Below are 23,923 nucleotides of genomic sequence, written 5' to 3'. Positions count from 1 at the left end.
GTCTTCTGTCGCAAGCATCTGTGAAATATCAACAGACCCTAAGGCTTCTTCAAATCACGCACGGAAAGAATTGTGAGTTACTTTTCCTCTAAATCTTTCTGTGCTTCTTCATCATTCAGAATTCGGGCAGCCTGTTTAGGACGAATCAATGGTGCGGTCGGACGTGGATGCGCATGGGTATACTGCAAACCAACACCTGCATAAACATCATCCGCAGCAATTTCCGTTTCAAAACGCTCATCATCACGATCACGAATTTCATCAGTAATGCGTTGTACTTCATCTTCATCAACACCCAATTCTTGCAAGATCACGCCACCAAATTTGATCGCAGATTCAAAGGTTTCTCGAATCATATAATCCACTTTATGCTTCACTAAATAGAGCGAATGCTCACGGTCATAAGAACGCACCAACAGCTTAGCCAATGGAAATTCATGCGTGACCAACTCGACAATTCGATTGGTGGTTTCCTTACTGTCGACACAAACGACAATGGCTTGCGCAGTAGACGCACCTGAAGCATGCAGAATGTCTAAACGCCCACCATCTCCATAGTAAATTTTAAAACCAAACTTTTCCGCGTTTTGAATCATGTCGATGTCATTGTCAATAATGGTGACATCTACCCCTCGTGCCAGTAACAATTGACTGGTTACCTGACCAAAACGCCCAAAACCAATCATCAGCACGCTGCCACTCAAGCCTTCAGCAATATTGACATTGTCTAAATTGATCTGATCTTTAGTTTCGGTAAAGCGTTTAAAAATGATACCCAGAATTGGGGTTAACACCATTGATAACACTACAATCGCGGTCAGGTTCGACTTAATTGAATTATCAATGACTTGGGCACTGACTGCGGCAGCAAACAGGACAAAAGCGAACTCACCACCCTGTGCCATCAATAATGCTCGATCTAAAGCTTCCGTATGAGAGCTCTTGGTGATACGTGCCACGATATAAATCAGCAAAGCCTTGGCAAACATCATGGCTAAAACACCACTGATGATGAGCTTCCAGTTTTGTGCAACGACGGATAAGTCCAGCGACATCCCAACACCGAGGAAAAATAAACCCAGTAACAGACCACGGAATGGTTCAATATCCGCTTCAATTTGATGTCTAAAGGTCGATTCAGACAACAAAACCCCTGCCAAGAAAGCACCCATCGCCATAGATAAGCCACTGACCTGCATCAATAATGCCGCACCTAAAACCACCAGAAGTGCTGCCGCCGTCATCACTTCTCGTGCTTTTGCCGCAGCGAGCAATCTAAATAATGGATTCAGTAACCAATACCCTGCGGCAATTAGCCCCGCAATTGCAATTAAACCAATGCCAATATTTTCTAAACGAGTTGAGGTTGTTTCTACAACATGGTTTGGCGCCATGAAGGCAACAATTGCCAATAACGGAACAATCAGTAGATCTTCAAATAATAAAATTGAGACGATTTTTTGCCCTTGCGGCTGAGCGATATCACCGCGATCCCCCAAGAGCTGCATCACAATCGCCGTTGAGGTCAGGACAAAACCCGCTGCACCAATAAAAGCAACTTGCCAAGTAAAACCAAACAATAAGCCGACACCAGTCAATGCCAAAGCACAGGCAACAATTTGCAAGGTGCCTAGTCCAAAGATCTCACGCCTTAAACTCCATAAATGTGAGGGCTGCATCTCCAGACCAATCACAAATAGGTACATCACAATACCAAGTTCTGCAATATGTAGAATCGAAGCCGAATCATGGAAAAAAGCAAAACCAAAAGGACCGATAATCAATCCAGCAATTAAATATCCTAAGACTGAACCCAATCCTATACGTTTAAAAATAGGGACTGCGATTACAGCAGCAGCAAGCAAGACCACTGGTGCAATTAAACTCATTGAATGTGCTTCTGAACTCATACTGTTCTCATTGTTATCAAGCTGGCGTCATTTTATGTGAAACAATAGACATTTTATATATCATGAATGAGACAATGTATCCCAATGCAATGATATAAAAACGATTTCTAAGGCTTAATTGATCGTATTTTTATCCCAAAATGCCTGTCGAATTTGTGGCATGGCATTCAGATGATTCGTAATATGCTGGGCTTCTTCTGCATCAATTGAAGTGGCAATTAAAGTGACTTCTATCTCGACCTCTTTTTCACCGAACGGTGTAACATCAATATCTTTTGCAGGATAATTATGGTGTTGCAAGGTTAAATTCAATTCATCCATCACCACCTTACTTTGACTACGATCACAAATAATATAGATGACATGTAAAACCTCTGTATCATCATCAATCGGACGACGGTCAATGGCATGAACAATCGGTCTTAACAGCGTATTGGCTGCCAAGATAAAAGCAGTTGCCAGTATTGCTTCAATAATGAGATCTGAACCCGCAGAAGCACCCACGGCGGCTGAGCACCAAAGGGTCGCAGCCGTGTTTAAACCATGAATATTACCTTCTTGTCGCATAATCACACCCGCACCCAAGAAACCAATACCTGAAACCACATAGGCAATCACGCGGACTGCACCTTCTGCACCAGTTAAATTGGTGGCAATATCGACAAAAATTGCAGCACCAACAGCCACCAGAACATTGGTTCTGAGTCCTGCCGTACGTTGTCGATACTGCCGTTCAAAGCCAATTAATGCGCCGAGAATAAAAGCAACGGACAGGCTGACTAAAGTATCTGCAATATTTGATAAATCAATATTTTGTAAAAATTTTAATTGCATCTTATACCTATATTCTTATCAATGATTCTAATGATGGATCAACTGAATTTAAGCACATTATGATGATGGCGTATAACTTAAGCCAAGTCCAAACCAATGTTGTTTTAAACGATGTAGGCGATCACCAAAGGAGGCTTCTAAAGTGAGTACATTGGGAATCAAACTGTATTGTAATGCTGTCTGGAAGAATGGCGCCTGACGATCTTGATTATACGTTTCAACTGTTACACCGACATGCTCGGTCAGCGTATAGGTTGAAGCAATCCCCCAACGAACTAGACGCTCATCGGCATGCTGATAACCTAGATTGGTATCCAATGCTAAACGTTGATCTAAGAGTTGAAAACTGACAGGAACATTCAAAAACCAGTTTAAATCCCCATGATGAGCAACATCATCACGTGATAGCTGTAAACTACTGGCAACACCCCAATCATTCTCCATTGGCCTTAAAATGCTTTTTGCTTGAACTGAAAAGCCATGAATCTGATCTTGATCTTTACTTGAGTGATAGCCCAAAGATACTTCTAAATTTTGATTGAGATTACAGGCAGGTACGACTTGATAAGACCAAGTTCCGTCTTTGTTATAGCTATAAGCACTTTCTAGCTGACACTGCTGTGCCGCAGTAATAGAGACATCATCGGTGTTGATGAGTGGACCCGCCTTACTCTTTTGAGTCAGAAATAATCCACATAAAATAAATACGTTAAGAACAGCAAGCCATTGAATGGAAGCGTGAAAAAACATAGGCTTCTCCCCTTTTTTAGGTGAGAAACTAAACAGGATACAGTCAATACAATAAATTTTGTGGATACAGCAAAATTTTATAGGAGGGTTTAGATAATTTTTACAAAGCTATCTCATTGCAAGATAGCTGACCTAAATAGCTCGCTTGCTCAGTATTCGCTTTGGCTTAATCCTTTATTAAACCCGAACCTCGAACAACTTCCCATTTAGGATCTCCGCGAATAAACTCATCGGCATTATAGGACATGCGAAATGATTCACAAGCCCTATCATATGAATTTTTTATTACATGATAAAATTTCGCTCTAAATTAGAGCTCTCTTACCACTACAGTTTTTGCCATTTTGTCGTGCCAGCCTTGCTTTTTAGCATCAAAAGCCACCCATATTAAACCAATAAAAAACACTAAAGTTGCTGGGATATAACCAATGTAGCGAATGATAGCCTGCCCGACAGTCACATTTTCACCCGTTTTTTCATCCAGTACTTTTAATCGAAGCAGACGCTTACCAGGTGTTCCTGCAAATTTAATCCAGCAGAAAATATAAAATACTGCGGCGAGAATTTGCCAAATCCAATCTGCCGTAGACATAAATTGGAATGATGAAAAACCATCAGAGGCAACTGTGGTATTACCGCCCCCAAAAATCATGGTTAATGGAATCATGGCAACCATCACAATGATTGAATCAATAATCGCGGCACCGAAACGTATCCAGAAACCCGCGTATGCATATTGTTGAGACATATATTCCCCTCACTTTTTTATTTCTATAAATGAATTTCAGTAAATAATAACCTGTTGTTCCAATGATTTATATTGTGTTTTGTTTTAATTCTCGCTCAAAGAAATCAACAGTCCGCTGCCACACCACTTGGGCTTCAGGCAATCCTCGGCTCACGCTACGGAAGCCATGTGGCATATTATAAGTATAAGCTTCAACCCGATCACCCAATTGCTGGATCAATTTATTACGCTTGGTCGCTGGGCAAAATGGATCTACCGTTGACCAATGCCCTTGTAATATCCGAACCTCATCCAGTGACTCTTTATTTGGAACACCAGCACCTTGAATACCCAGAGAATGATGATAAACCACAGGTGCTAACATATCTTCGCGCTTGGCCATCTGAATCACATAGCCACCTGTTAAGCACTGCCCTAACATGCCTAAACGACCATTCGAGCGAGGATCTGCCTTTAAAGCATCTAACAATACATGAATTTCTTGATTGACTTCACTATCTGCAGCATTGATTCGTCCCGCTTTGCTCACCATGGCACGAATACAGTATTTCACTGCACCACCACTAAATAAATTAGGCACGTAAACCAAATAACCACGATCAGCCAAGTCTTGGGCATCTTCACGGTAAACATCGAGAATGCCGAATAACTCATGCAGCAATAATATTGCCGGTGCTTTTTCCTCTGTTTCCGCAGGTGCATACACTTCAACTTCAATTTGGCGTGTCGGTAATGTGATTGTTTTTATTTCCATTGCAGTCATCCGTTACATTCGAATGATTTCCATACTATTTCTGACAATATAAATTGTCAAATAAAAAAGGATGTCTGACGACATCCTTTTCATATTGATTTAATCAGTAAATTAAATACTGAGTAAACTGTTCAATGTTTCTGCTACATTTTTCGATTTTACTTTAGGTTGCAATGCCTTAAGCGCTTGTTGCACATGACTACGTTGTGGTTCAGCCAAAGTGTACCAACGTGACAGCACTTGTAATAAACGCGAACCTAAAATTGGGTTTTTCTCATCCAAGTAAGCTGCAAGCTCAATGAAATGATCGACACCGAAGCTCCAAGTATTGACTGGATTTGCAGCCAAACCACCACTTACGGCACGGATACGGTTCGGCGTTCCCAAATCATAATCCGCATGTTTGGTGAGGTATTCAATGGTTGCCGCTGTCGCACATGGATTCGATGCTTGGATGCTAAACCACTGATCTAAAGACAAGGCTTCATCTTTAAAACGGTTATAGAAATCTGCGAGTGCAGCTTGCGCTTGTGGTGCATCATTCCAGACTAAAACACGTAATGCGCCTAAACGCTCAGACATATTGCCTGTTTGTTGGTATTGCGCATAAGCCAAATCAAACACAGACTCATCGCCTTGACGTGCCAACATATTCAGGGTGATATTTTTCAGTGAACGCACGCCCATTGCCAAAGAAAACTCTTTTTGCTGTTCTGGATCTAAGGCCAAATAAGTGTCTTTCCAGAATGAACCTAAATCACGTGCTAAACGATCCAGCACAGCTTCACGCTTCTCTCGAATCAATTCAGGCTCATAGTCTTGATCAATACGACTACCTAGATAGTTTTCACTTGGCACATCAAATAAACGCGATGCCAATAGCGGATCTTTATTCACTAAGTCTGGCAACGTATTTTTAATTGCCTGAATATAGGTATCCACTTTATGGTCTTCTAAAAGAATACGTTCCAATAAAGTTTGTGTCGCTTGCCATTGATTAAAGCCATTGGTTTCGTGTTGAATCAAGAACGCAAGATCGTCATTGGAATAATCAAAGACTAAATTCACAGGTGCAGAGAAATTACGTAATAACGAAGCCACAGGTTGCTCAGTCACACCTGTAAATTCAATTACGGCTGCATCTTGATCAAATAAATACACACCATCTTTGACATCATTCACAAACAGATCAGTGCTATGCAAGGTATATTGTTCACCTGTATTGGCATTAAATAATGCCAGAGCCACAGGAATTGGCACTGCTTTGAGGTTTGGATATTTTGGATGTGCTTTCAAGCTTTGTTTGAAGCTTAAACGGTAAGTCTGTGCATCAGCATCATATTCACCTTTGGCTTCTAACTTCGGTGTCCCCGGTTGGTTATACCAAGTGAGGAAGTTAGATAGATCAACACCCGAACCAGCGCTCAATGCCGCAACCCAATCTTCAACCGTAACCGCTTGCCCATCATGGCGTAGAAAATATTCATCAGTCCCTTGACGGTACTTTTCTTTACCTAACAACGTTGCCATCATGCGATTGATTTCAGCACCCTTCTCATACACTGTCGCGGTGTAGAAGTTGTTGATTTCGACAAAATGGTCTGGACGAGGCGGATGCGATAATGGACCAGCATCTTCAGGGAATTGATGCGATTTCAATACTGCCACATCATCAATTCGTTGTACGGCCGCTGATTGTAAATCCTCAGAGAAAGACTGATCACGAAAAACCGTTAAGCCTTCTTTTAAACACAACTGGAACCAGTCACGACAGGTAATTCGGTTGCCAGTCCAGTTATGGAAATATTCATGTGCAATCACGGACTGAACTCGCATAATTGCGGCATCCGTGGTGTATTCTTCATCGGCAAGCACACAAGAAGTATTAAAGATATTTAAACCTTTATTTTCCATTGCACCCATGTTGAACTGACTTACTGCCACAATCATATAGTTATCGAGATCGTAAGGACGACCATAATGTTCTTCATCCCAACGCATCGAATGCTTTAATGCTTCCATGGCGATGTGACATTTCGGAATATCTTTTTCAATTGCATAGATTTCTAATGCAACATCTCGGCCTTCAGAAGTCGTATAACGATCTTTCAATACTGCTAGATCACCAATCACACAAGCGAATAAATAGCTTGGCTTTTTGGTTGGATCTTGCCAGATCGCAAAATGACGACCTTCCCCAGCCTCACCTGTTTCCAATAAGTTACCATTTGCAAGTAATACTGGATATTTCTTATCGGCTTCGACACGCGTGGTAAATTCCGCCAATACATCAGGACGGTCAGGATAGAAGGTAATTTTACGAAAACCCTCAGGTTCATTTTGAGTGACAAATAAATCACCTGCCTTGTATAAACCTTCAAGCTGCGTATTTGACTCAGGGTGAATCACCACTTGAGTTTGTAGAATGACCTGATCTGGTGCATCAGTGATCAGCAATTGCTCACTGTCTAAATTATATTGCGCTGCACTCAGCGTCTGACCATTGAGTTGAATCGATTTCAGTTCCAGATCACGGCCTAACAGAACCAATGCACCTGCTGTCTGACGTTTCATCACCAAAGTTGAATCAACAATCGTATGATCATCATAGACTTGAATATCTAGGTTAATGGATTCGACCAAGAAAGATGGCTTTTGATAATCTTTGAGGTAAATGGTTTGATCTGTTTGTACGGGAGGTTGTGCCGCAATATTCATCAGTATTCCTTATCTTTCATCATGTCGTTTAGATGGTCTTGTTGGCAAGACTTCTTGATTAAAGTCATTCGGTTGCACAAATCATGCCTTATTTCACCTAAATTCTTGTGACAAATCACTTTTGTCATAAGCATCGGTGAGACTCTATCAGATCATACGCCAACTTATAAAACCTGTCTTTACGGCTCGGTACCAGTTTTAATAATTTTATTGGGTTTACTATTCAGGTTTTCAAATTTGATCTGCAAATTGCCCGATCATTTAGACAAAATTACAACATCGTTTTCCAATCTTAAATAAAAAATACAGAACCAAGTGCATTCTATCGCGCAACTTACATTTTTTTCCTGAGTTTTACATTTTGTGCACGGTTATTGCTTAACCCTATATGCCAATCTAGGTAAATACAATAAAACAAGTGAGGGTTATGACGATGGAATTAAAAGCACATCTATATCGTTTAGAAAATATCAAAGCAATCCATGATCTGGCTAAAGCTGGTGTCGATCATCATGTAATCTCCGTTTTTTTAACAGCAGAAGGAATTGAACTGACTACCTTAGAAGTGACCAACATCGTCAATACATACGATGCGCTTGGTAAAGAAAAACTGCCAAGCAAAAAAGTACAAGCACTTATTACTGCAAAAAAAATCGGTCAGGAGGACGAAAACTTACCATGCCCTGTTTAATCACTTACTTTAATTATAAAAAAACCTCGAAGCCGATTCGAGGTTTTTTTATAAATATTCGATTATGGTGTTGCGTTATCAGTACGTAGCCAAACTACGGTTCGACCCAGTGCTGAAACGCCCATATAGCCACGCATACGTAAACGTTTTCCTTCTCCAGTCACCACACCTTTACCTTTATAGACACGGCCAGAAGTCGGTTCCAGAACACGACCATCAATATATGAATCAGGTTTGTTTGGATCTTCTTTAAAGCCCGATAAAATTTCTAGTCCAAGAATTGGCTTATTCGTATTCGGTGCTGCACATTTGGTGCAATTCGTGAGTGCAATTCCATGTGAATTTGAATAACGATAAACAATCTTCCCATGATAACGGCCGTCATTTCCTTTACGGATTTCTACGATTGAGAGTTGTTCACCTGTACGTTCTTCGATGCTTTTCCAGTAGCCTTCAATAGAAGCAGCAAAAGTCGCTGCGCTTGCACAAGCAATAGTGAGCCCCATGATTCCGTTCATGAGTATACGATTTAGCATATTAACCCCGTCTAAAAAAGTAACCTATTCATCTTTATAGGTTTAATGCACGGAAATTATCACACTTTTACCCAAGTTACACTGTACGCTAGCGTTCATTTGTATAAGAAGTAGCTGATCTAGCTGCTTCATTTCAGTGCGTCTTATACATTCTTTAGCTCAAATAAAAAAGCCCAAACGAGTCGTTTAGGCTTTCTAAAAAAACAATAATGATTTAAGGGTTAGCGCTATCGGTACGAATCCAGACTTGGGTACGCCCCAAGGCCGAAATTCCCATATAACCACGCATACGCAGACGTTTTCCATCCGAACTCAGTTGTGCTTTTCCTTTATAGATATTACCTGTTTTAGGCTCGAGTACTCGACCATCAATATATTGATTTGGATTTTTAGGATCTTCTTTCAATCCCCACGCAATTTGTAGTCCTTGAATCGGTTTATTTTTAAAGGGTTCAGGACATTTCACACAATTGGTGAGTACCGTCCCGCCACCTAAAACGGGATAACGATATACGATAGTCCCAGTATAGGTATTATCTGGTTTTTTCTTAATTTCTACGATTGACAGTTGCTCGCCTGTACGATCATCAATACTTTTCCAAAATCCTTCAGGAGTTGAAGCAAAGCTCGTTGTAGTGAATACAACCAAAGAGATGCCCATGATTCCTTTCATGAGTGAGTTTTTTTGCATAATAAGCTCCGTAATGCAAAATTGATCCGTCTATCACTTCATTTTTATGCGAATGTACAGAAACAGTCAACACAACCAAAGCATATTTAATTGCTTAAAATTAAACAAAATTTTAAGTAATTCACATAATTAAAAATAAATGATTAGGGATTGGCACTGTCCTTGCGAATCCACACCACAGTACGGCCTAAAGCAGAAATTCCTACATAACCACGCATATGCAGTCTCTTTCCATCAGCCGTTAAACGTGCTTTACCTTTATAAACTTTGCCAGTTTTGCTTTCGACAATACGCCCATTAATAAAGTTATCTGGTTTTTTCGGGTCCTCAATCAGCCCTGTTAACACTTCTAAGCCTAAACGCGGCTTGCCTGTATACGGCGCTGGGCAATTCACACAATGTGTGACGACGACGCCTTGTGCATTGGGGTAAATATAAACAATTTTGCCACGATAGGTATTGTCAGGGGCTTTTCTTATTTCAATGATGGTCAGTTGTTCTCCGGTTCGATCATCAATACTTCGCCAATATCCTTCGATTGAGTCTGCGTATGTGAAAATACTGCTCAAACACATCATTACGCCAACAACAGTTTGTATCCAAATCCGATTATTCATGTTTTCCCCTTTGCTTTTACTTTGTTCAATTCATATTGATTTATGATTCTAATTGGCGCAGAAATTTACCATAATTTAAAAAACAGCAAAGTTATAGGATTATCTTTTATATAAAATTCAGTCAATTAAGTCTCATTTTAGTCTTAATTTTTATCTGTATATAATCTTTGCATCACTCCTTGGATTCAGCATGTATAATTCTCTATTTAAAGGTTATAGGCTTAATATCAATGGATTTACAGATTCTACAAAAACAGTTAGATGAAAGTAGCCATTGCCCTCTATGCCAAGCCTCTATGTTTTGGGTTGAAGCTGAACAATACAACCAAGAGTTTCAATTTCACGAATGCAGCCACTGCCAGCATCGTGTCTTTAAAAGTGATAGCAAGCTAAATTGTCACTGTGCCCAATGTACAGCTCTGCGGAAAAAACAGACCCAACAAACAATTTTACAAGAACAACGCAAATATAAAATCAAAGACGAAGTGATTTATAGCCTGAATCAACTTAGTTTTTTACATAAATTATTCTTGCTTAGTCTGCTGGACAGCTATGCACGGGAAGATGTACAGCACGATGAACTGATCCATTGGCAGAATATTAAATATAGAGAATTTACACCCAATTACTTATTCCAGAATCATTTAGTTCAAGAGCTAATTAAATTAGGCGTGTTTAAGCCAAAAGATACAGGCTTAGAAACTGAGCATTTCTATCTCAACATCCGACTAGATGGCTATTCCGACCCTAGCTTGTTTAGCGTAACTCAGCAATTACGCCACTGGTTCTATGAAAACTTGAGTCAAGGTATTCCATTTAAAAACACCGATGAAGTCAAAGATGCGTTGTACCTCGTGCTCTATCAAGAAATTGTGCAGTTTATGCAGTTCTATTGTCGGACTTGGGGCATTCAAATTGCGGGTAATCGCCCATTTCAAGCCTTTTGCTACCGCTTAATGGAAGGTTTAGCCGTGGGACAGATTTTTTACCTGATCCAAACCGCTTTAGAATATCTGCATAAACAAAACGCGTTGCAACCCAGAAATGATAAATTTATCAACACCAGTTTGCTCAAAAAGACTTTGGAACAATATCGTGAACGTGCTTTGACCGAGCGTTGGGAAACCACGACTTTACCAAGACCCTACATGATTCCATTTAGTAAAATGAGTGAAGTCCTACTGTTTAAATTTTTGGGTTACGACGAGAGTATATTTATTCAGCCTGTCTGGAAGTCTTGGCGAAAAATCGAACCTCGCTTAAGTTTTTACTCGGTTAAACGCTGTATGTATTGCGGCTCAAATGATTTGATCGTGGATTATGATGCGACAGATTATGTGTCATTGATTTGTCGCCGATGTAAGCATCAAGACCATTATTTCACTCGTTAATAAAGACTTTATTCTGGATATCTCATGTCACACAAACAACAATTGATTGATCAGGTCATCGACGCTTGGCGTGCCTTACAACAACAAACACCCTTAGTACAATGTATGACCAATAGCGTTGCCAATAATTATGTGGCAAATATCTTGCTTGCAGCAGGTGCCTCACCTGCCATGATTGATAATCCATTTGAAGCCGAAGATTTCACCAAAATTAGTGCTGCCTTAAGCATCAATATTGGAACACCAACCACAGAACAAACTCAAGCCATGTTGATTTCGGCTCAAACTGCGCAACAACATCAAGTGCCTTGGGTACTTGATCCTGTCGGTTATGGTGCAGTGTTAAAATGGCGCAGTGAAACAGTCAATCAACTGTTAACGTTCCAACCCAATATCATTCGTGGTAATGCATCTGAGATCAGTTCTTTAGCTGGCAGCCAAACCCAGTCTAAAGGTGTAGACAGCACTTTAAATAGTCATGATGTTTATGCGCAGGCGAAAAGCCTATTGCAACATGCTGAATGTATTGCGATTTCAGGTGAATCCGACTTTATCATCTCGAAACAGCTCGAAGCTGTGATTCAAGTCAATGGTGGCTGTTATTTACAACCTAAAATTACGGCAACAGGTTGTGCCCTAGGTGCATTAACCGCAGCCTATCACGCGGTCAGTAACCCAACCATTGCCGCACTCGCCTCACATATTCATTTTGCCATTGCAGGTAAATTGGCCTATGACCATGCACAAACAGTAGGCAGTTTTAATGTGGCTTTTTTGGATTATGTGCATATGTTGGATGACAATTTAATTCAGCAATATGTTGATATTGAATTGCTTTAAGTCTTTTTATACAGTCAAAATTCTGCACTTATGCTTAAAAAAAAAACACATCACAAGATGTGTTTTTTTTATCAAGCCCACTTACAGCAATATACTGATTTGCTTTGCTCATCTAAAAATCGATTGCTTTCTCATAATGTTGTGGATTAAGCCGAATCATCAATCCTGCAACAATCACCACCATACATAAATGCCAGATCCATCCTGCAGCATACGTTCCTGTCATATCATGCAATACCGCAACCCACCAAGGTGCAATTGCAGCCAATAGGAATCCGCCACCTTGCATCAAGGCTGAAAGCTGTCCTGCATGTGTAGGATCAGGTAAATGGTCGAGCACCACGATCATCAACAAAGCAAAGCATCCCCCTAAACCCGCTCCTACAGTGATTGCCCAGAGATAAGGAAAAGTATTTGCAAAAAAAGCTAAGCCTGAAAAGCCAATCACTTGCAAAATTAAAGTTAACCCCACCCAAATTCGACGATCTCGCTGCTTTCGGGATAAATACGGTAATAACAATGCGGCCCCTGCTTGACTCAGTGTCAACACAGCCATCAAATTTCCACTAGCGGTAGCAGTCCAACCATGCGCTTGAAATGCAGGTGCAAGCCAAGCAACAATCGAGCTATAACCGCCATTGATTAAACCAAAACAACAGATCAGCAACCATGTTCTTGGCTGATTGAACAACCGCATCACCGAAGGCATTTTTTTATGCTGCTGTGCTGCTTGGTTCAACACACACGTTGCAAAGATCAAAGCCAGCAATGCAGGCAATACAAAAACAGCCAACCCGATTTTCCAATCACCACTGCTATTTGTCACCACAGGTGCAAGCAATGCTCCAAGGGCTCCACCCCCCATTAATGTGGCTGAATAAAGCCCCATCATCGGACTCAGATGTTCATGAAACTCTCTTTTAATCAGACTCGGGAAAGCTGCTTGAATCATGGCGACGCCAAAACCAATCACGGCAGCGGTGAAGATTAAAGCCCAGCCATGTACAATAAAAAAGCGTAAACCACAGCCCACGCAGATCATCAGCAATGCGCCAAGAATCGCACGACGTTCACCAAAGAGGTTTTGCAGAACTGGACCAACGAAGGCAATCAGTCCCATTAGCAGCATCGGTACAAGGGTTAAAAGTGCAATGCCTTGCAGGCTCAAACCTGTAGTGGCACGAATCTGATTGGCAACAGGCCCAACACCAGTCATAAATGGCCGAAGATTCAATCCAACCAAAGCAACGGTGATGATCAACAATGATTGATGCTTGATCGCACTCATGGTTTTAACCGTATATCAATCATGAGATAGACGTCCAATAGCCATACAAATCGGGCTTGGCTTCAATTCTTACAGGAACATAGCGAATCATCATAGACTGCTCTGCAAAGGGTTTTACCAAATCTGCATAAATTGCTGCTGTCGATAAACCATATCCCTCTGCATCATCATTGGAATGTGCATACGTCACACGGTTAATTCCCGCCATACGCATCGCGGCCATGCACATTGGGCAAGGCTGCCCGCTGGCAAATACAGCACAGCTATCTAAATTAGCTGTCCCCAATTGTTGGCTTGCGGCACGTATTGCCAAGAGTTCTGCGTGCGCGGTTGGATCATTGCTTTTCAGTATTTCATTTACACCTGAGGCAATCACTTGGCCATCTTTCACCAAGACCGCACCAAAGGGCCGTCCACCTTGCTCGCAGTTTTGATACGCCAGTTCAATCGCCTGACGCAAAAAATCATGATCCTGCTGCATTTTAATACTCCAATAACGTTGCTTTTGCGCCTGCACGCAATAAAGCATTTTCGATAGCGGTATAACCACGTGCATGGGCATGCTCACGCGCTGTAATCCCATCAGCATCAGGAATGTTGACGTTAGCACCAGCAGCAATCAACACATCGACAATCTGTTGATAAGGTTGACTACCGTTGCCTAAAATGATCGCTTCCAATAACGCCGTCCAGCCCAAGTTATTGATGTGATCGACATCCACACCCGCCTCAATCAGTGTCCGTACCGTATCGACATGACCTCGTTCAGCCGCTGGAATCAAGGCTGTGCCACCATAGCGGTTGGTACTTTTCAAATCCGCACCGTGCTTTAAGGTCAGCTTTAATATTTTTAAATAGCCACGTGCGCCCGCATAAAGATAAGGACTGTCCTGAATCTGATCTTTGGCATTGACATCAGCTCCAGCATCGATCAGGACTTGTGCAGCATCGATATTATTCGCGCGTGTAGCAATCATTAAAGCGGTTGAGCCTGATGCATCACGTGTATCAATCTGAATGGGTTGAGCGAGCAACTGCTGGATTTGCGCGACATTATTGCGTGCAGCCGCAGTATGTAAGGCGTCGTCTGGCATAGCATCTCCTGAAGTTGCGTGGCTACATGCGGTCAAAGCCAGCGCACATACAGCCGACAGAAATGATTTGTGCATAAAGCCCTCCATGAATCAGCCCAAATTAGTAAATCAAAAATAAGCTCTATGCTTAGGATAATCAGCTTTATTACTATTTAAAAATTAAATTATTTAATCCAATGTATTAAGATTATGAATACAAAATCCAAAGCATCATTTTCAACACTGGTCTCCAGAGTAACTCGATATGTTTGATCCACGCTTGCTCCGCGCCTTTGTCAATATCTTTGAAGCTGGTAGCTTTACCTTAGCTGCCGAGCGCTTACATATGACTCAATCTACGGTCAGCCAACAGCTTGCTAGATTGGAAGAATCTGTGGGTAAACAATTGATTGATCGAAATGCACGCCCCTTACAATTGACAAGCTCAGGTGAATATCTGATGAGCTATGCACGGCGAATTTTAGCCCTGCAACAAGAAGCTCAGATGATTTTGGGTGATCCATCAGGCACGATTCCAATTCGAATTGGTTTGCCTGAGGATATTATGAATAGCGATATGGCTTTGGCCTTAAGTGCCTTTAGCAAACAACATCGCACAGTTCGTCTAGATGTGACTGCGGGATTAAGCCGTGATCTTATGGAACGCTATCGCAATGGACAACTTGATATTGTGATCGTCAAAGAAACTGCTGCCAGTTCAGATCATCATGCCAGCTTCCCCGAGGAAATGGCCTGGTTTGAAAGTATCGATCATGGTGGAGAATGGTCTGATCCCCTGCCATTGGTGACGTTTCCACAAGGTGGACTCTATCGAGATGAGATGTTTGAAGCGATTGAACGTAACCGCCAACATGGCTATATCGCCTTTACCAGCAACAGTTTGGCCAGTGTATTGGTCGGGGTTGAAACAGGTCTCGGTTTATCACTTTTGCCTGTCGCCACCACCACAGGTCATCGGGTACGGGAATATCTACCCTTGGGTAAAGCACAAGCCATGACCGTTTCCATCTATGCTTGGGATAAAGAAGGACTGGTCGCAAATCTACTACAGCAGATGACCACGGTGCTGCAACATCGCTTTGAACAAAGCAAAGCCGAATGATTAAACGGCAATATCCCCTTAACCCTCGAATCAACCGTCTTTAAGTGCCAAGTCATATGCTGCATGTGCCAAAAGTATATGCCATGGCACAAGAAGTTAAATTCCGTCCTCTACTGTCAAGACTGTGCCCATAGCGCTGATTACTATCGATTGAAACCAACCTCTTTGATAAGTAGCTCAGCATGGCAAAACAGACAGAAAAACGATACAGCCAGTATTGTCGTAATAACCTGATTTTTAATGTGATTGACTCAGGTCCAATCGATGGAAAGCCAGTTATTCTTTTGCATGGTTTTCCTGAAACTGCACACAGTTGGCAAGCCACCAGTACGATTCTCAATCAGCAGAACTTTCGAACCTTTGCCATTGAACAACGTGGCTACAGCTTAGCAGCATCTCCCAAAGGTCGTTTTCAGTATGCAATTACAGAGTTAGTTGCAGATGTAAAAAGCTTGATTGATCTGCTTGGACAACCCGTCTATGTGATAGGTCATGATTGGGGCTCCATTGTGGCCTGTGAATTGGCCCAGCAATACCCCAATCTAGTCAAGCATCTCACTTTGGTCTCGGTTCCTCATACAGGTGCCTTTTTAAAATCCATGCTCAGCAGTACGCAAATTTTTACCTCATACTATATTGGTTTTTTCCAACTGCCCTTTATTCCGGAACTGCTCTTTAAAAGAGCCAAATCACTCAGCCACATATTGCTAAAAAACTCAGGCATGAATGCTGAACAAATCAAGGACTTCCAGCAACATTTCATTCAAGAAAACCGTATCGGCACCGCCATTAACTGGTATCGCAGTATGCCGTTGGCCCCGATTCGCTCGACCTTTAAAAAGGTAAAAGTACCCACCCTGTTTATCTGGGGTGATAAGGATATTGCGATTGGCAAAAAAAGTGCCCAGCTCAACAAACAGTTTTTTACTGGCGTATATCAAGAGATTTATCTGGATGCCACGCATTGGATTCCTGCCCAAAATGCCGAGCAACTGAGCCAGTATTTTATCAATGCCGTGAATGGAGGAGAAGCAAATGCATTCTAAACAACGACTGGAAAATCATTATCTTGAGCAACGCCGTGTGCAATTTGATTTTAGCCATACGCCTGAACACTGGATTTATGACAACCCCTTTGCAACCCATTTAATTAATGCCGTGCATTTAATTTTACCTGTGGGTGAACTCTGGATGTGCCGATCTTTTAATGAAGCACTGCCCTATGTCCGCGATGAAAAGCTGCGCGCAGATGTAAAAGGCTTCATACATCAAGAAGCCCATCATGCCTCTGCTCACAAAGTCGCGCAAGACTATTTAAGATATTATGGCTATGAGATTGACGACTTTATTGCTTCATTAGATCGTATCTCCAAACAGCTCAATACAGCGCCTTTAGGTTTAGCACTTTCCAAAAATCTGGAATATCGCTGGTTAACCATTCGCGTGGGTATCGCCGCTGCGGTTGAGCACTTCACCACCATGTTGGGTACGTGGTGTCTCGATGACCAACCGTGGCAAAATAAAACCGCTGACCAAATGATGGCGGATTTAATGACTTGGCATCTGGCTGAAGAGGTTGAACACCGCAGCGTGGCGTTCGATCTATATATGCATTTATGCGGCGAAAATAACAAAGCCTTTGCCTATCTGCAACGCCAAACGATTATGTTGGCGGTTGCGCCAGGATTCACCTTTGCCATTTATCATTGCTTTAAGAAACTAGCGCAACAAGACCAGAATGCCCATCCTTATAAAAACTACGGACTGATTCGAGCGTTAAGGCACACAGCGATTGAAAACGCTCACAGCAAACAAGTACCCAGTTTTTTCGCGATGATTTCTAGCTTAAGACATTGGGTTAAACCCAACTATCACCCATTTTATGAAGGTGATACCAACAAAGCCTTACAGGTGTTAAACCACTCTCCTGCTGTTAAAGCCTTAACCAAACTTCGTGCCTGCTAATATCTGACACTTTCCTCTTTTAGGCACATGATGTGCCTTTTTTTGTTTTTAATTAAAGGTAGATATAAAAAAGCCTTATACAAATAAGGCTCCTTTGCTTTTTAACGGTGGAAGCTATAACTATAGCTATCGAATTCCGCCATATCGTTTTTCATATATTGCATGGTCCATGGATAATTCGCCACATTCACTTGCTGCGCATCCAAATAATAACTTGCACATCCGCCTTGCTTAAACACCGAGGCATTCAACTTATTTTGCAACTTTTGATTATATTGAGTATCGGCAAAAGCAGAGATTTCAAAACTGCTTAAATGATTGTCCAATACAAAACGTATGGCTTTCACGGCATAGTCAATCTGGTTTTCAACAGCACTGATTAAGGAGTTATAGCTAATACTATTCGGACCGAGCAGCATAAAGGCATTGGGTAGGTCTTTCACCACACAGCCTTTATAGGCTTGTACTGTATTGATTTTCCAAACATCATCCAGCAACACACCCGTTTTGGTCATAATCCGTTTGGCAATAGGTGGTTTTGCTACCTCGAAACCTGTACTCCAAACAATAATGTCCAACGGAATTTCTTGACCATCCACAAGAATACCTTTTGCCGTGACTTCCTTCACGCCTTGATCAATCAGTTCCACATTTTTGGCTGCCAATGCAGGATAATAACTATTTGAAAATAAAATTCGCTTACAGCCCAAAGTAAATTTGGGGCTGACTTTCTCTCGTAATGCTGGATCTTGAATCTGGTAGTGCATCCAGTGAATCAAACCCTTACCTAAAGCTTCCAAGGTTTTTGGTTGATTGACACTGGAACTAAACATATCCATCGACACACTGGTCAATTTGCGTAGAGAGTGCATGGTAAAGGGTACTTTTTGCTGAACATTTTTAGATGCATCATGCAGCACCAGATTCGGTTTCGGAATCACCCATGGCGCGGTGCGTTGAAATACATAAAGCTGATCAACAATCGGTTGAATTGCAGGAATAATCTGTATCGCCGAGGCGCCTGTTCCAATCACGGCGACGCGTTTATTGCTTAAATCAACCGCATGATTCCATTGTGCAGAATGGAAGACCTCACCTTTAAAACGATTTAAACCTTTCACCGTCGGCATTGTCGGTTCACTCAACGGACCCACCGCAAAAAATACAAAGCGTGCCTGATAGATGCCTTGATTGGTCTCAATTTGCCAACACTGTTGCTCATGCAACCATGAGGCTTGCTGCAATTCGGTATTAAACAGAATATGCTGATCCATCTTAAAGCGGTTAGTGACGTCCTGAATATATTGCTGGATCTCTTTTTGTTTCGCGAAAATATGACTCCAGTTTGGATTCGGTGCGAATGAATAGGAATAAATCGAAGATGGTACATCACACTCACAACCCGGATAGGTATTTTCCCGCCAGACCCCACCTACTTCATTTGATTTTTCGACAATAATAAAGTTATTGATATTTTGCTGTTTCAGCTTAATTCCAGCGGCAATTCCAGAAAAACCGGCCCCGATAATCACCACATCAAACCGATGATTATTTACTACGATATCCTGCTTTAAATCTGACATTTTCCACTCCCAAATATAAAAATCTTGTCAGTTCAACCCATTCATAAATCAACAAATTTATAAACCGAGCTATCTGTGGAAAATAATTTGATTGTGCAATAAAGACTTGACCGTCAATGCCAGATTAAAATAATCAAAGTCAAGTGAATAAAGGATCATAACAAATAAGATGTAATTGATGATTCATTCAACAGTTTGGGTACTTCATACCGCTATTCTGTCCTTTGATGATAAATAGGCTTGGATTTGAATCCGCTAAGATAAATACCTTAATCAGTGAAAATTATTGGCTGATTGATCGGGATAGAGTTAAAGGATGTGACTTCGAGACGAGCAATGTAACTATGACTGAAATTCCAAGTATTCCATCGGTTCTGTTAGAGCTCATTGCAAAGTATCTACAACAAAACAATATTTTAAATTTGCAGTTAGATGAGCTCAGTAAACAGTATGCCCATCAGGCCCGAATGCCACTGCACAAATGGTGGAATTTACTCGAACAGATTTATCAACAGCACCCCACGCCAGTGCTGGGACATTTTATTGGTGAGTTGGCAGAACCACATCATATTCATATTTTAGGTTACTTGGCGCTTTCTAGTCCGAATCTGATTGGCTTTCTGAATTGTTTCAGAAACTTCCAGCCGCTGTTGCAGAACTCAGCCTCATTCTCCATTGTGCAAAAGGAAGATCGCTTTTGTATGTGTTGGACACCCGTGGTGCATAAGAACTCGCAACTTTCCAATGAAGTTCTTCTTTCCGGCGTTTTGAGTACCATCCGTAAGATCTTGCAACAACCTGAGATTTGTCCCTTAAAAATCGAATTTTCTGCCACTGCACCAGTCGATATTACCCCCTATGCAGCAGTGTATGGCTGTCCCGTCAGTTTCGATTCAGATGTATTAAGACTATGGTTGCCGCTTGAAATTCTGCATCTGCCGATCCCAAGTCGTGATCCACATTTAAAAAAACTGCTAGACCAACAAGCAGAAGCCCTGCTCAAAAGTATTCCCAATCCAGATACTTTCTTGAAGGACTTGCAGTTGCTCATCGTCAATATGCTTAAAATTGGCGAACCTTCGGCAGAGAATATTGCCAAACAGATGAATCTGTCGCTAAGAAGCTTTTATCGTAAGCTCAGTGGCTATAATTTACAGTACAGTGATCTGGTCAAAAGCATTCGCTTAGAACTGGCAAAAACCTACCTGACCAAGTCAGCACTCTCACTCACAGAAATCGCATTATTACTGGGTTATGCCGAACAAAGTGCCTTTAGCCGTGCCTTTAAACAATGGGAAAATATCTCTCCGTCTGAATATCGCAAGAATCACCTTGCTTAACATCCCTCAAAACCAAAAGAGTGAATCATCGGTATGACTCACTCTAACAACTTGTTAATTAGTACGTTTAGAAACTAAAGCCAATATTGAGATTGATTCGATAAAGCCATTGGTCGCTATAAGGTGAAACCGTTGAAGTAAAACCTGTGGCATTGGATGCACCACCAATAATATTGGCATTTTTACCCCAAGTATAATCTGCCCAAACCATGAACGGTGACGCGATAAACATCATCCCTGTGGTATTCATCTGTGAGGCTGACCAATCATCACGTTTCTTGTCCATATAACTATAGTCATTATAGAAACGGATGGCTTTGAGTTTGCCCATATCCTGCACAGGTAAGGTATAGGCCAAATTTAAACTGGCAACCGTCGCCTCTGAAGCAATGAAATACGCAGGGGTAAAACCGTTATTACCCATCAAGGTCATGTCATTGCTAACCCCATCTGGATTTTTGGCATCATACTGATAATGAATCACAGAACTCTGTAAATTAAAGCGTTTGTAATTATTATCGCTGTGCAAACCGATTGCATAATATTGGCCATTCTTGTCAGTGGTTTTATTATGCAATTGCGCAATTGCCCCCGACACACCAAATTCTTGCTTACCAAAATCAGTGTCTAATTTACGTACAATTCGCGTATTCAATTGATGGCGCTTTTCATTTTGATAAGCTTTTTGGGTGGGGAAAGCATTCTCAGCCAAATCATCATAAGTCGCACTTTCTGGTGAATAACGCAGACTGGTATCCAGCATTTGCGGATAATAGCCCAGTTTGATATCCCAATCCTTGTTATTAAAATTCCAGTTCAAACCCGGTGCAATGTTGTTGCCGTAGCCCAAGAAAAATGGAATATGATAAGTCCAGCCATTTTGCGGATAAGGGTAAATTGCAAAAGGTTTATACACCAGCCCTGCTTCAATACTATTATTTTGATCAAGCTTATAGCCGACATAAGCTTTCTCAATCGAGCGTTTCTCTTGATCTTGGAATAAATAACTGGCATTGAAATAGGCATCATCAAATTTACCTTTTAGGTCAACCCTGAAAATATCGAAATACAGCTTACCAAAACCGCCATTGGGCCCCTCCCAATTTTCATAGCGTTGGTTGAGTCGAACCACACCACCGAGTTTAACTGAATCCGTTCCGTCTTCGCTTTTCCATTCTAGGGCTGAGCTTTGTGCAAAAACATGGGATGTGGTCCCCAAATAAATTGCAGCAAGCATCGCGACAATCGCTGTCTTTTTCATATCTACTTCCTTTACTTTCATCCCAACGATCCTGTTGGTGTTGTTTTTGTTTTACCTGTAAAACATAGTTTTTATTGTTTTATGAGCAAAAAAATTTGCCCATAAAACGGTCTTCACATCAGCACGGACTGCCAATGCTCAGTGAGATTAGTACAATTTTTTCTGTGGTGGACCTGCAAAGTTCAATGGCCCAATTGAATGCATGTCGAGCTCAATCACGCTTGGCCCTTGGAATGCAACGGCTTCCTGAATCACAGTTTTGAATTCCTCTGCACTGCCTACTTTCCAGCTTTTCACCCCCATGGCTTCGCCTAAAACTTTATAATCTGGGGTATGCAATTCATTAAAATACTGGCGACCACCGAAGTAATTCTTTTGGATGCCACGCATCACGCCATAACCACCGTCATTCATGATCATCAGCACCATATTGGTATTTTCTTGCGCCATGGTTGCGATTTCACCAATACCTAACATCAAACCGCCATCACCAACCAAGCCAATCACTTTCTTGTCAGGGTTGGCAATCGAAGCACCAATCGCAGTCGCCAGACCCAAACCAATGGCCCCTGCTAAAGAGTGAATATTTTGATTCGGTGCCTGTACTGGGAATAAACGGCTGCCCCAAGTACTGCCCGACATGGTAATGTCGCGTACGAAAATACCGTCTTGTGGTAAAGCAGCACGCAAGTGATCACAGATTAAAGCGTACTGATCTAACTGGGTACGTAGCGCATCAATCGCAGCCTGTTTTGCCTTCACCACCGCTGCATCATAATCCGCATCAACTTTGGATACGCCTTGCAAGCCCTTCAATACACGCTGTAATACATCTTTGGCATCGCCACAGATAAAGTTACGCACTTTGTAATTACGCTGTTGTGCCACAGGATTGGCATCAATCTGGATAATATTGTCAGGGAACTGCACGGAATAGGTTTTGGTTTCATTACTACGTAAGCGTGAACCCACCACCACCAATAGATCAGCCTCTTTAAGCAACTGCTCAACCCCAGCCGAGTTATGGAATGCACCTAGGCTACGCGGATGATCATCGGCCAACACACCACGCGCATGTGTTGATGACACCACTGGAATTCCAAGATCAGCAATCGCCTTAACTTCTGCAACACTATTTAGCGTACCGCCACCGATCCAAAACACTGGACGTTTAGCTTTTTTCAGTTCTTCAACAATTAAGTCGACTTCGACCTGTTCAGCCTGTGGTAATTCAAGGGCTTTTACTGGCCCCAAGTTCAGCGGCAAATCGATTTCTGCTGCTTGCACATCAATCGGTAATTCAACACTGACTGGTCCCATCGGTACCGTAGTGGCCACACGGATCGCTTCACGAATCACACCCACCGCATTGTCAGGACTGGTGATACGAAATGCTGCTTTGCTGGATGCACGTAAGAACGTGAGCTGATCTTTGGTTTCATGAATAAAGCTGGCATCACGATCTAGATATTCACGTTCTACTTGTCCAGTTAAGTGTAAAACAGGACTGCCTGCATTCATCGCTTCAATCAGTGAACCAACTGCATTACCTGCACCCGCACCCGTACTGGTTAATGCCACACCGAGTCCTTTAAAACGCGAGTGACCATCTGCCATGGTGACCGCGCCCGCTTCACCGCGTGCCGCCACAAAACGGATTTTTTCACGGCGACCGACAGCATCAGCAATTGGTAAGTTATGGATCGAGATCACCCCATAAATACTGTCAACTTGATGTGCTTCTAAAACACGGGCGATGGCTTCGCCGACATTTACACGTTCTGTCATTTGTATATTCCTCAAAAACTGT

Annotated in this window: 22 protein-coding genes; 7 read left to right on the top strand and 15 right to left on the bottom strand. The window is 41.9% G+C overall.

Features of this window, described 5'->3' with window-relative positions:
* Positions 1-77 precede the first annotated feature (77 nt).
* From F896_RS12005 to pepN, 6 genes are all read right to left on the bottom strand, one after another.
* Entirely contained in the window at positions 78-1,910 is a 1,833-nt protein-coding gene (locus F896_RS12005; protein ID WP_016163319.1) for a monovalent cation:proton antiporter-2 (CPA2) family protein, read from the bottom strand.
* Between the two features lie 114 nt (positions 1,911-2,024).
* Positions 2,025-2,744: an MgtC/SapB family protein gene (locus tag F896_RS12010; protein WP_016163318.1), complete on the bottom strand. Its 720-nt coding sequence runs from the start codon at positions 2,742-2,744 to the stop codon at positions 2,025-2,027.
* A gap of 57 nt (positions 2,745-2,801) precedes the next feature.
* Positions 2,802-3,494, bottom strand: coding sequence for a hypothetical protein (locus F896_RS12015; RefSeq protein WP_016163317.1), 693 nt, complete (start codon positions 3,492-3,494; stop codon positions 2,802-2,804).
* A 310-nt stretch (positions 3,495-3,804) separates the two neighbouring features.
* The gene (locus tag F896_RS12020; RefSeq protein WP_004808009.1) at positions 3,805-4,242 is read right to left on the bottom strand and encodes an RDD family protein; all 438 of its coding nucleotides are present in this window, start codon (positions 4,240-4,242) and stop codon (positions 3,805-3,807) included.
* 67 nt (positions 4,243-4,309) lie between these two features.
* Positions 4,310-4,996 carry a dienelactone hydrolase family protein gene (locus F896_RS12025; protein ID WP_016163316.1) on the bottom strand — a complete coding sequence of 229 codons (687 nt, stop codon included), beginning with the start codon at positions 4,994-4,996 and terminating at the stop codon, positions 4,310-4,312.
* A 111-nt stretch (positions 4,997-5,107) separates the two neighbouring features.
* Entirely contained in the window at positions 5,108-7,714 is a 2,607-nt protein-coding gene (pepN, locus tag F896_RS12030; protein WP_016163315.1) for an aminopeptidase N, read from the bottom strand.
* A gap of 433 nt (positions 7,715-8,147) precedes the next feature.
* Between pepN and F896_RS12035 the strand changes: the two genes are divergently transcribed.
* Positions 8,148-8,405: a hypothetical protein gene (locus tag F896_RS12035; protein ID WP_016163314.1), complete on the top strand. Its 258-nt coding sequence runs from the start codon at positions 8,148-8,150 to the stop codon at positions 8,403-8,405.
* A 62-nt stretch (positions 8,406-8,467) separates the two neighbouring features.
* Here F896_RS12035 and F896_RS12040 read toward each other — a convergent pair whose 3' ends face one another.
* From F896_RS12040 to F896_RS12050, 3 genes are all read right to left on the bottom strand, one after another.
* On the bottom strand, positions 8,468-8,941 hold the full coding sequence (locus F896_RS12040; protein ID WP_016163313.1) for a DUF2147 domain-containing protein: 474 nt from the start codon (positions 8,939-8,941) through the stop codon (positions 8,468-8,470).
* A gap of 214 nt (positions 8,942-9,155) precedes the next feature.
* The gene (locus F896_RS12045; RefSeq protein ID WP_004808019.1) at positions 9,156-9,632 is read right to left on the bottom strand and encodes a DUF2147 domain-containing protein; all 477 of its coding nucleotides are present in this window, start codon (positions 9,630-9,632) and stop codon (positions 9,156-9,158) included.
* Positions 9,633-9,775: 143 nt separating this feature from the next.
* The gene (locus F896_RS12050; RefSeq protein ID WP_016163312.1) at positions 9,776-10,249 is read right to left on the bottom strand and encodes a DUF2147 domain-containing protein; all 474 of its coding nucleotides are present in this window, start codon (positions 10,247-10,249) and stop codon (positions 9,776-9,778) included.
* Positions 10,250-10,479: 230 nt separating this feature from the next.
* Here F896_RS12050 and F896_RS12055 point away from each other — a divergent pair, with 230 nt between their 5' ends.
* Positions 10,480-11,640 (top strand): hypothetical protein, encoded by a 1,161-nt coding sequence (locus tag F896_RS12055; RefSeq protein ID WP_016163311.1) that lies wholly within the window; start codon positions 10,480-10,482, stop codon positions 11,638-11,640.
* A 24-nt stretch (positions 11,641-11,664) separates the two neighbouring features.
* The gene (gene thiM, locus F896_RS12060) at positions 11,665-12,480 is read left to right on the top strand and encodes a hydroxyethylthiazole kinase (protein ID WP_016163310.1); all 816 of its coding nucleotides are present in this window, start codon (positions 11,665-11,667) and stop codon (positions 12,478-12,480) included.
* Positions 12,481-12,592: 112 nt separating this feature from the next.
* On the opposite strand, the gene F896_RS12065 is transcribed toward thiM, so the two are convergent.
* From F896_RS12065 to F896_RS12075, 3 genes are read right to left on the bottom strand one after another with little or no spacing between them, the layout of a single operon-like run.
* A complete protein-coding gene (locus F896_RS12065) occupies positions 12,593-13,768 on the bottom strand; it encodes a cyanate transporter (protein WP_016163309.1) in 1,176 nt (391 codons plus the stop codon).
* Positions 13,769-13,787: 19 nt separating this feature from the next.
* Complete coding sequence (locus tag F896_RS12070; RefSeq protein WP_016163308.1) at positions 13,788-14,249, bottom strand: nucleoside deaminase; 462 nt, start codon at positions 14,247-14,249, stop codon at positions 13,788-13,790.
* A gap of 1 nt (position 14,250) precedes the next feature.
* Positions 14,251-14,937, bottom strand: coding sequence for an ankyrin repeat domain-containing protein (locus F896_RS12075; RefSeq protein ID WP_032882153.1), 687 nt, complete (start codon positions 14,935-14,937; stop codon positions 14,251-14,253).
* A gap of 169 nt (positions 14,938-15,106) precedes the next feature.
* Here F896_RS12075 and F896_RS12080 point away from each other — a divergent pair, with 169 nt between their 5' ends.
* The 3 genes from F896_RS12080 (at position 15,107) to F896_RS12090 (ending at position 17,929) form a co-directional block, all read left to right on the top strand.
* Positions 15,107-15,964 (top strand): LysR family transcriptional regulator, encoded by an 858-nt coding sequence (locus F896_RS12080; protein ID WP_016163306.1) that lies wholly within the window; start codon positions 15,107-15,109, stop codon positions 15,962-15,964.
* 182 nt (positions 15,965-16,146) lie between these two features.
* Entirely contained in the window at positions 16,147-17,010 is an 864-nt protein-coding gene (locus F896_RS12085; protein ID WP_016163305.1) for an alpha/beta fold hydrolase, read from the top strand.
* Positions 17,000-17,929 carry a metal-dependent hydrolase gene (locus F896_RS12090; RefSeq protein WP_016163304.1) on the top strand — a complete coding sequence of 310 codons (930 nt, stop codon included), beginning with the start codon at positions 17,000-17,002 and terminating at the stop codon, positions 17,927-17,929. Before F896_RS12085 ends, F896_RS12090 begins: the two co-directional genes overlap by 11 nt.
* Before the next feature lie 101 nt (positions 17,930-18,030).
* On the opposite strand, the gene F896_RS12095 is transcribed toward F896_RS12090, so the two are convergent.
* Complete coding sequence (locus F896_RS12095; protein WP_016163303.1) at positions 18,031-19,512, bottom strand: flavin-containing monooxygenase; 1,482 nt, start codon at positions 19,510-19,512, stop codon at positions 18,031-18,033.
* 344 nt (positions 19,513-19,856) lie between these two features.
* On the opposite strand from F896_RS12095, the gene F896_RS12100 reads away from it, so the two are divergent.
* Positions 19,857-20,852, top strand: a complete 996-nt coding sequence (locus F896_RS12100) for an AraC family transcriptional regulator (RefSeq protein WP_016163302.1) — start codon at positions 19,857-19,859, stop codon at positions 20,850-20,852.
* A gap of 67 nt (positions 20,853-20,919) precedes the next feature.
* Here F896_RS12100 and F896_RS12105 read toward each other — a convergent pair whose 3' ends face one another.
* On the bottom strand, positions 20,920-22,113 hold the full coding sequence (locus tag F896_RS12105; protein WP_032882150.1) for a hypothetical protein: 1,194 nt from the start codon (positions 22,111-22,113) through the stop codon (positions 20,920-20,922).
* Positions 22,114-22,260: 147 nt separating this feature from the next.
* Positions 22,261-23,901 (bottom strand): thiamine pyrophosphate-binding protein, encoded by a 1,641-nt coding sequence (locus F896_RS12110; protein WP_016163300.1) that lies wholly within the window; start codon positions 23,899-23,901, stop codon positions 22,261-22,263.
* Positions 23,902-23,923: the final 22 nt, after the last annotated feature.

Source organism: Acinetobacter genomosp. 15BJ (assembly GCF_000400715.1).
In the GTDB taxonomy this organism is placed as follows: Bacteria; Pseudomonadota; Gammaproteobacteria; order Pseudomonadales; family Moraxellaceae; genus Acinetobacter.
The sequence above is the reverse complement of the archived record's forward strand: the minus strand, read 5'-3'. Positions and strand labels throughout refer to the sequence as shown.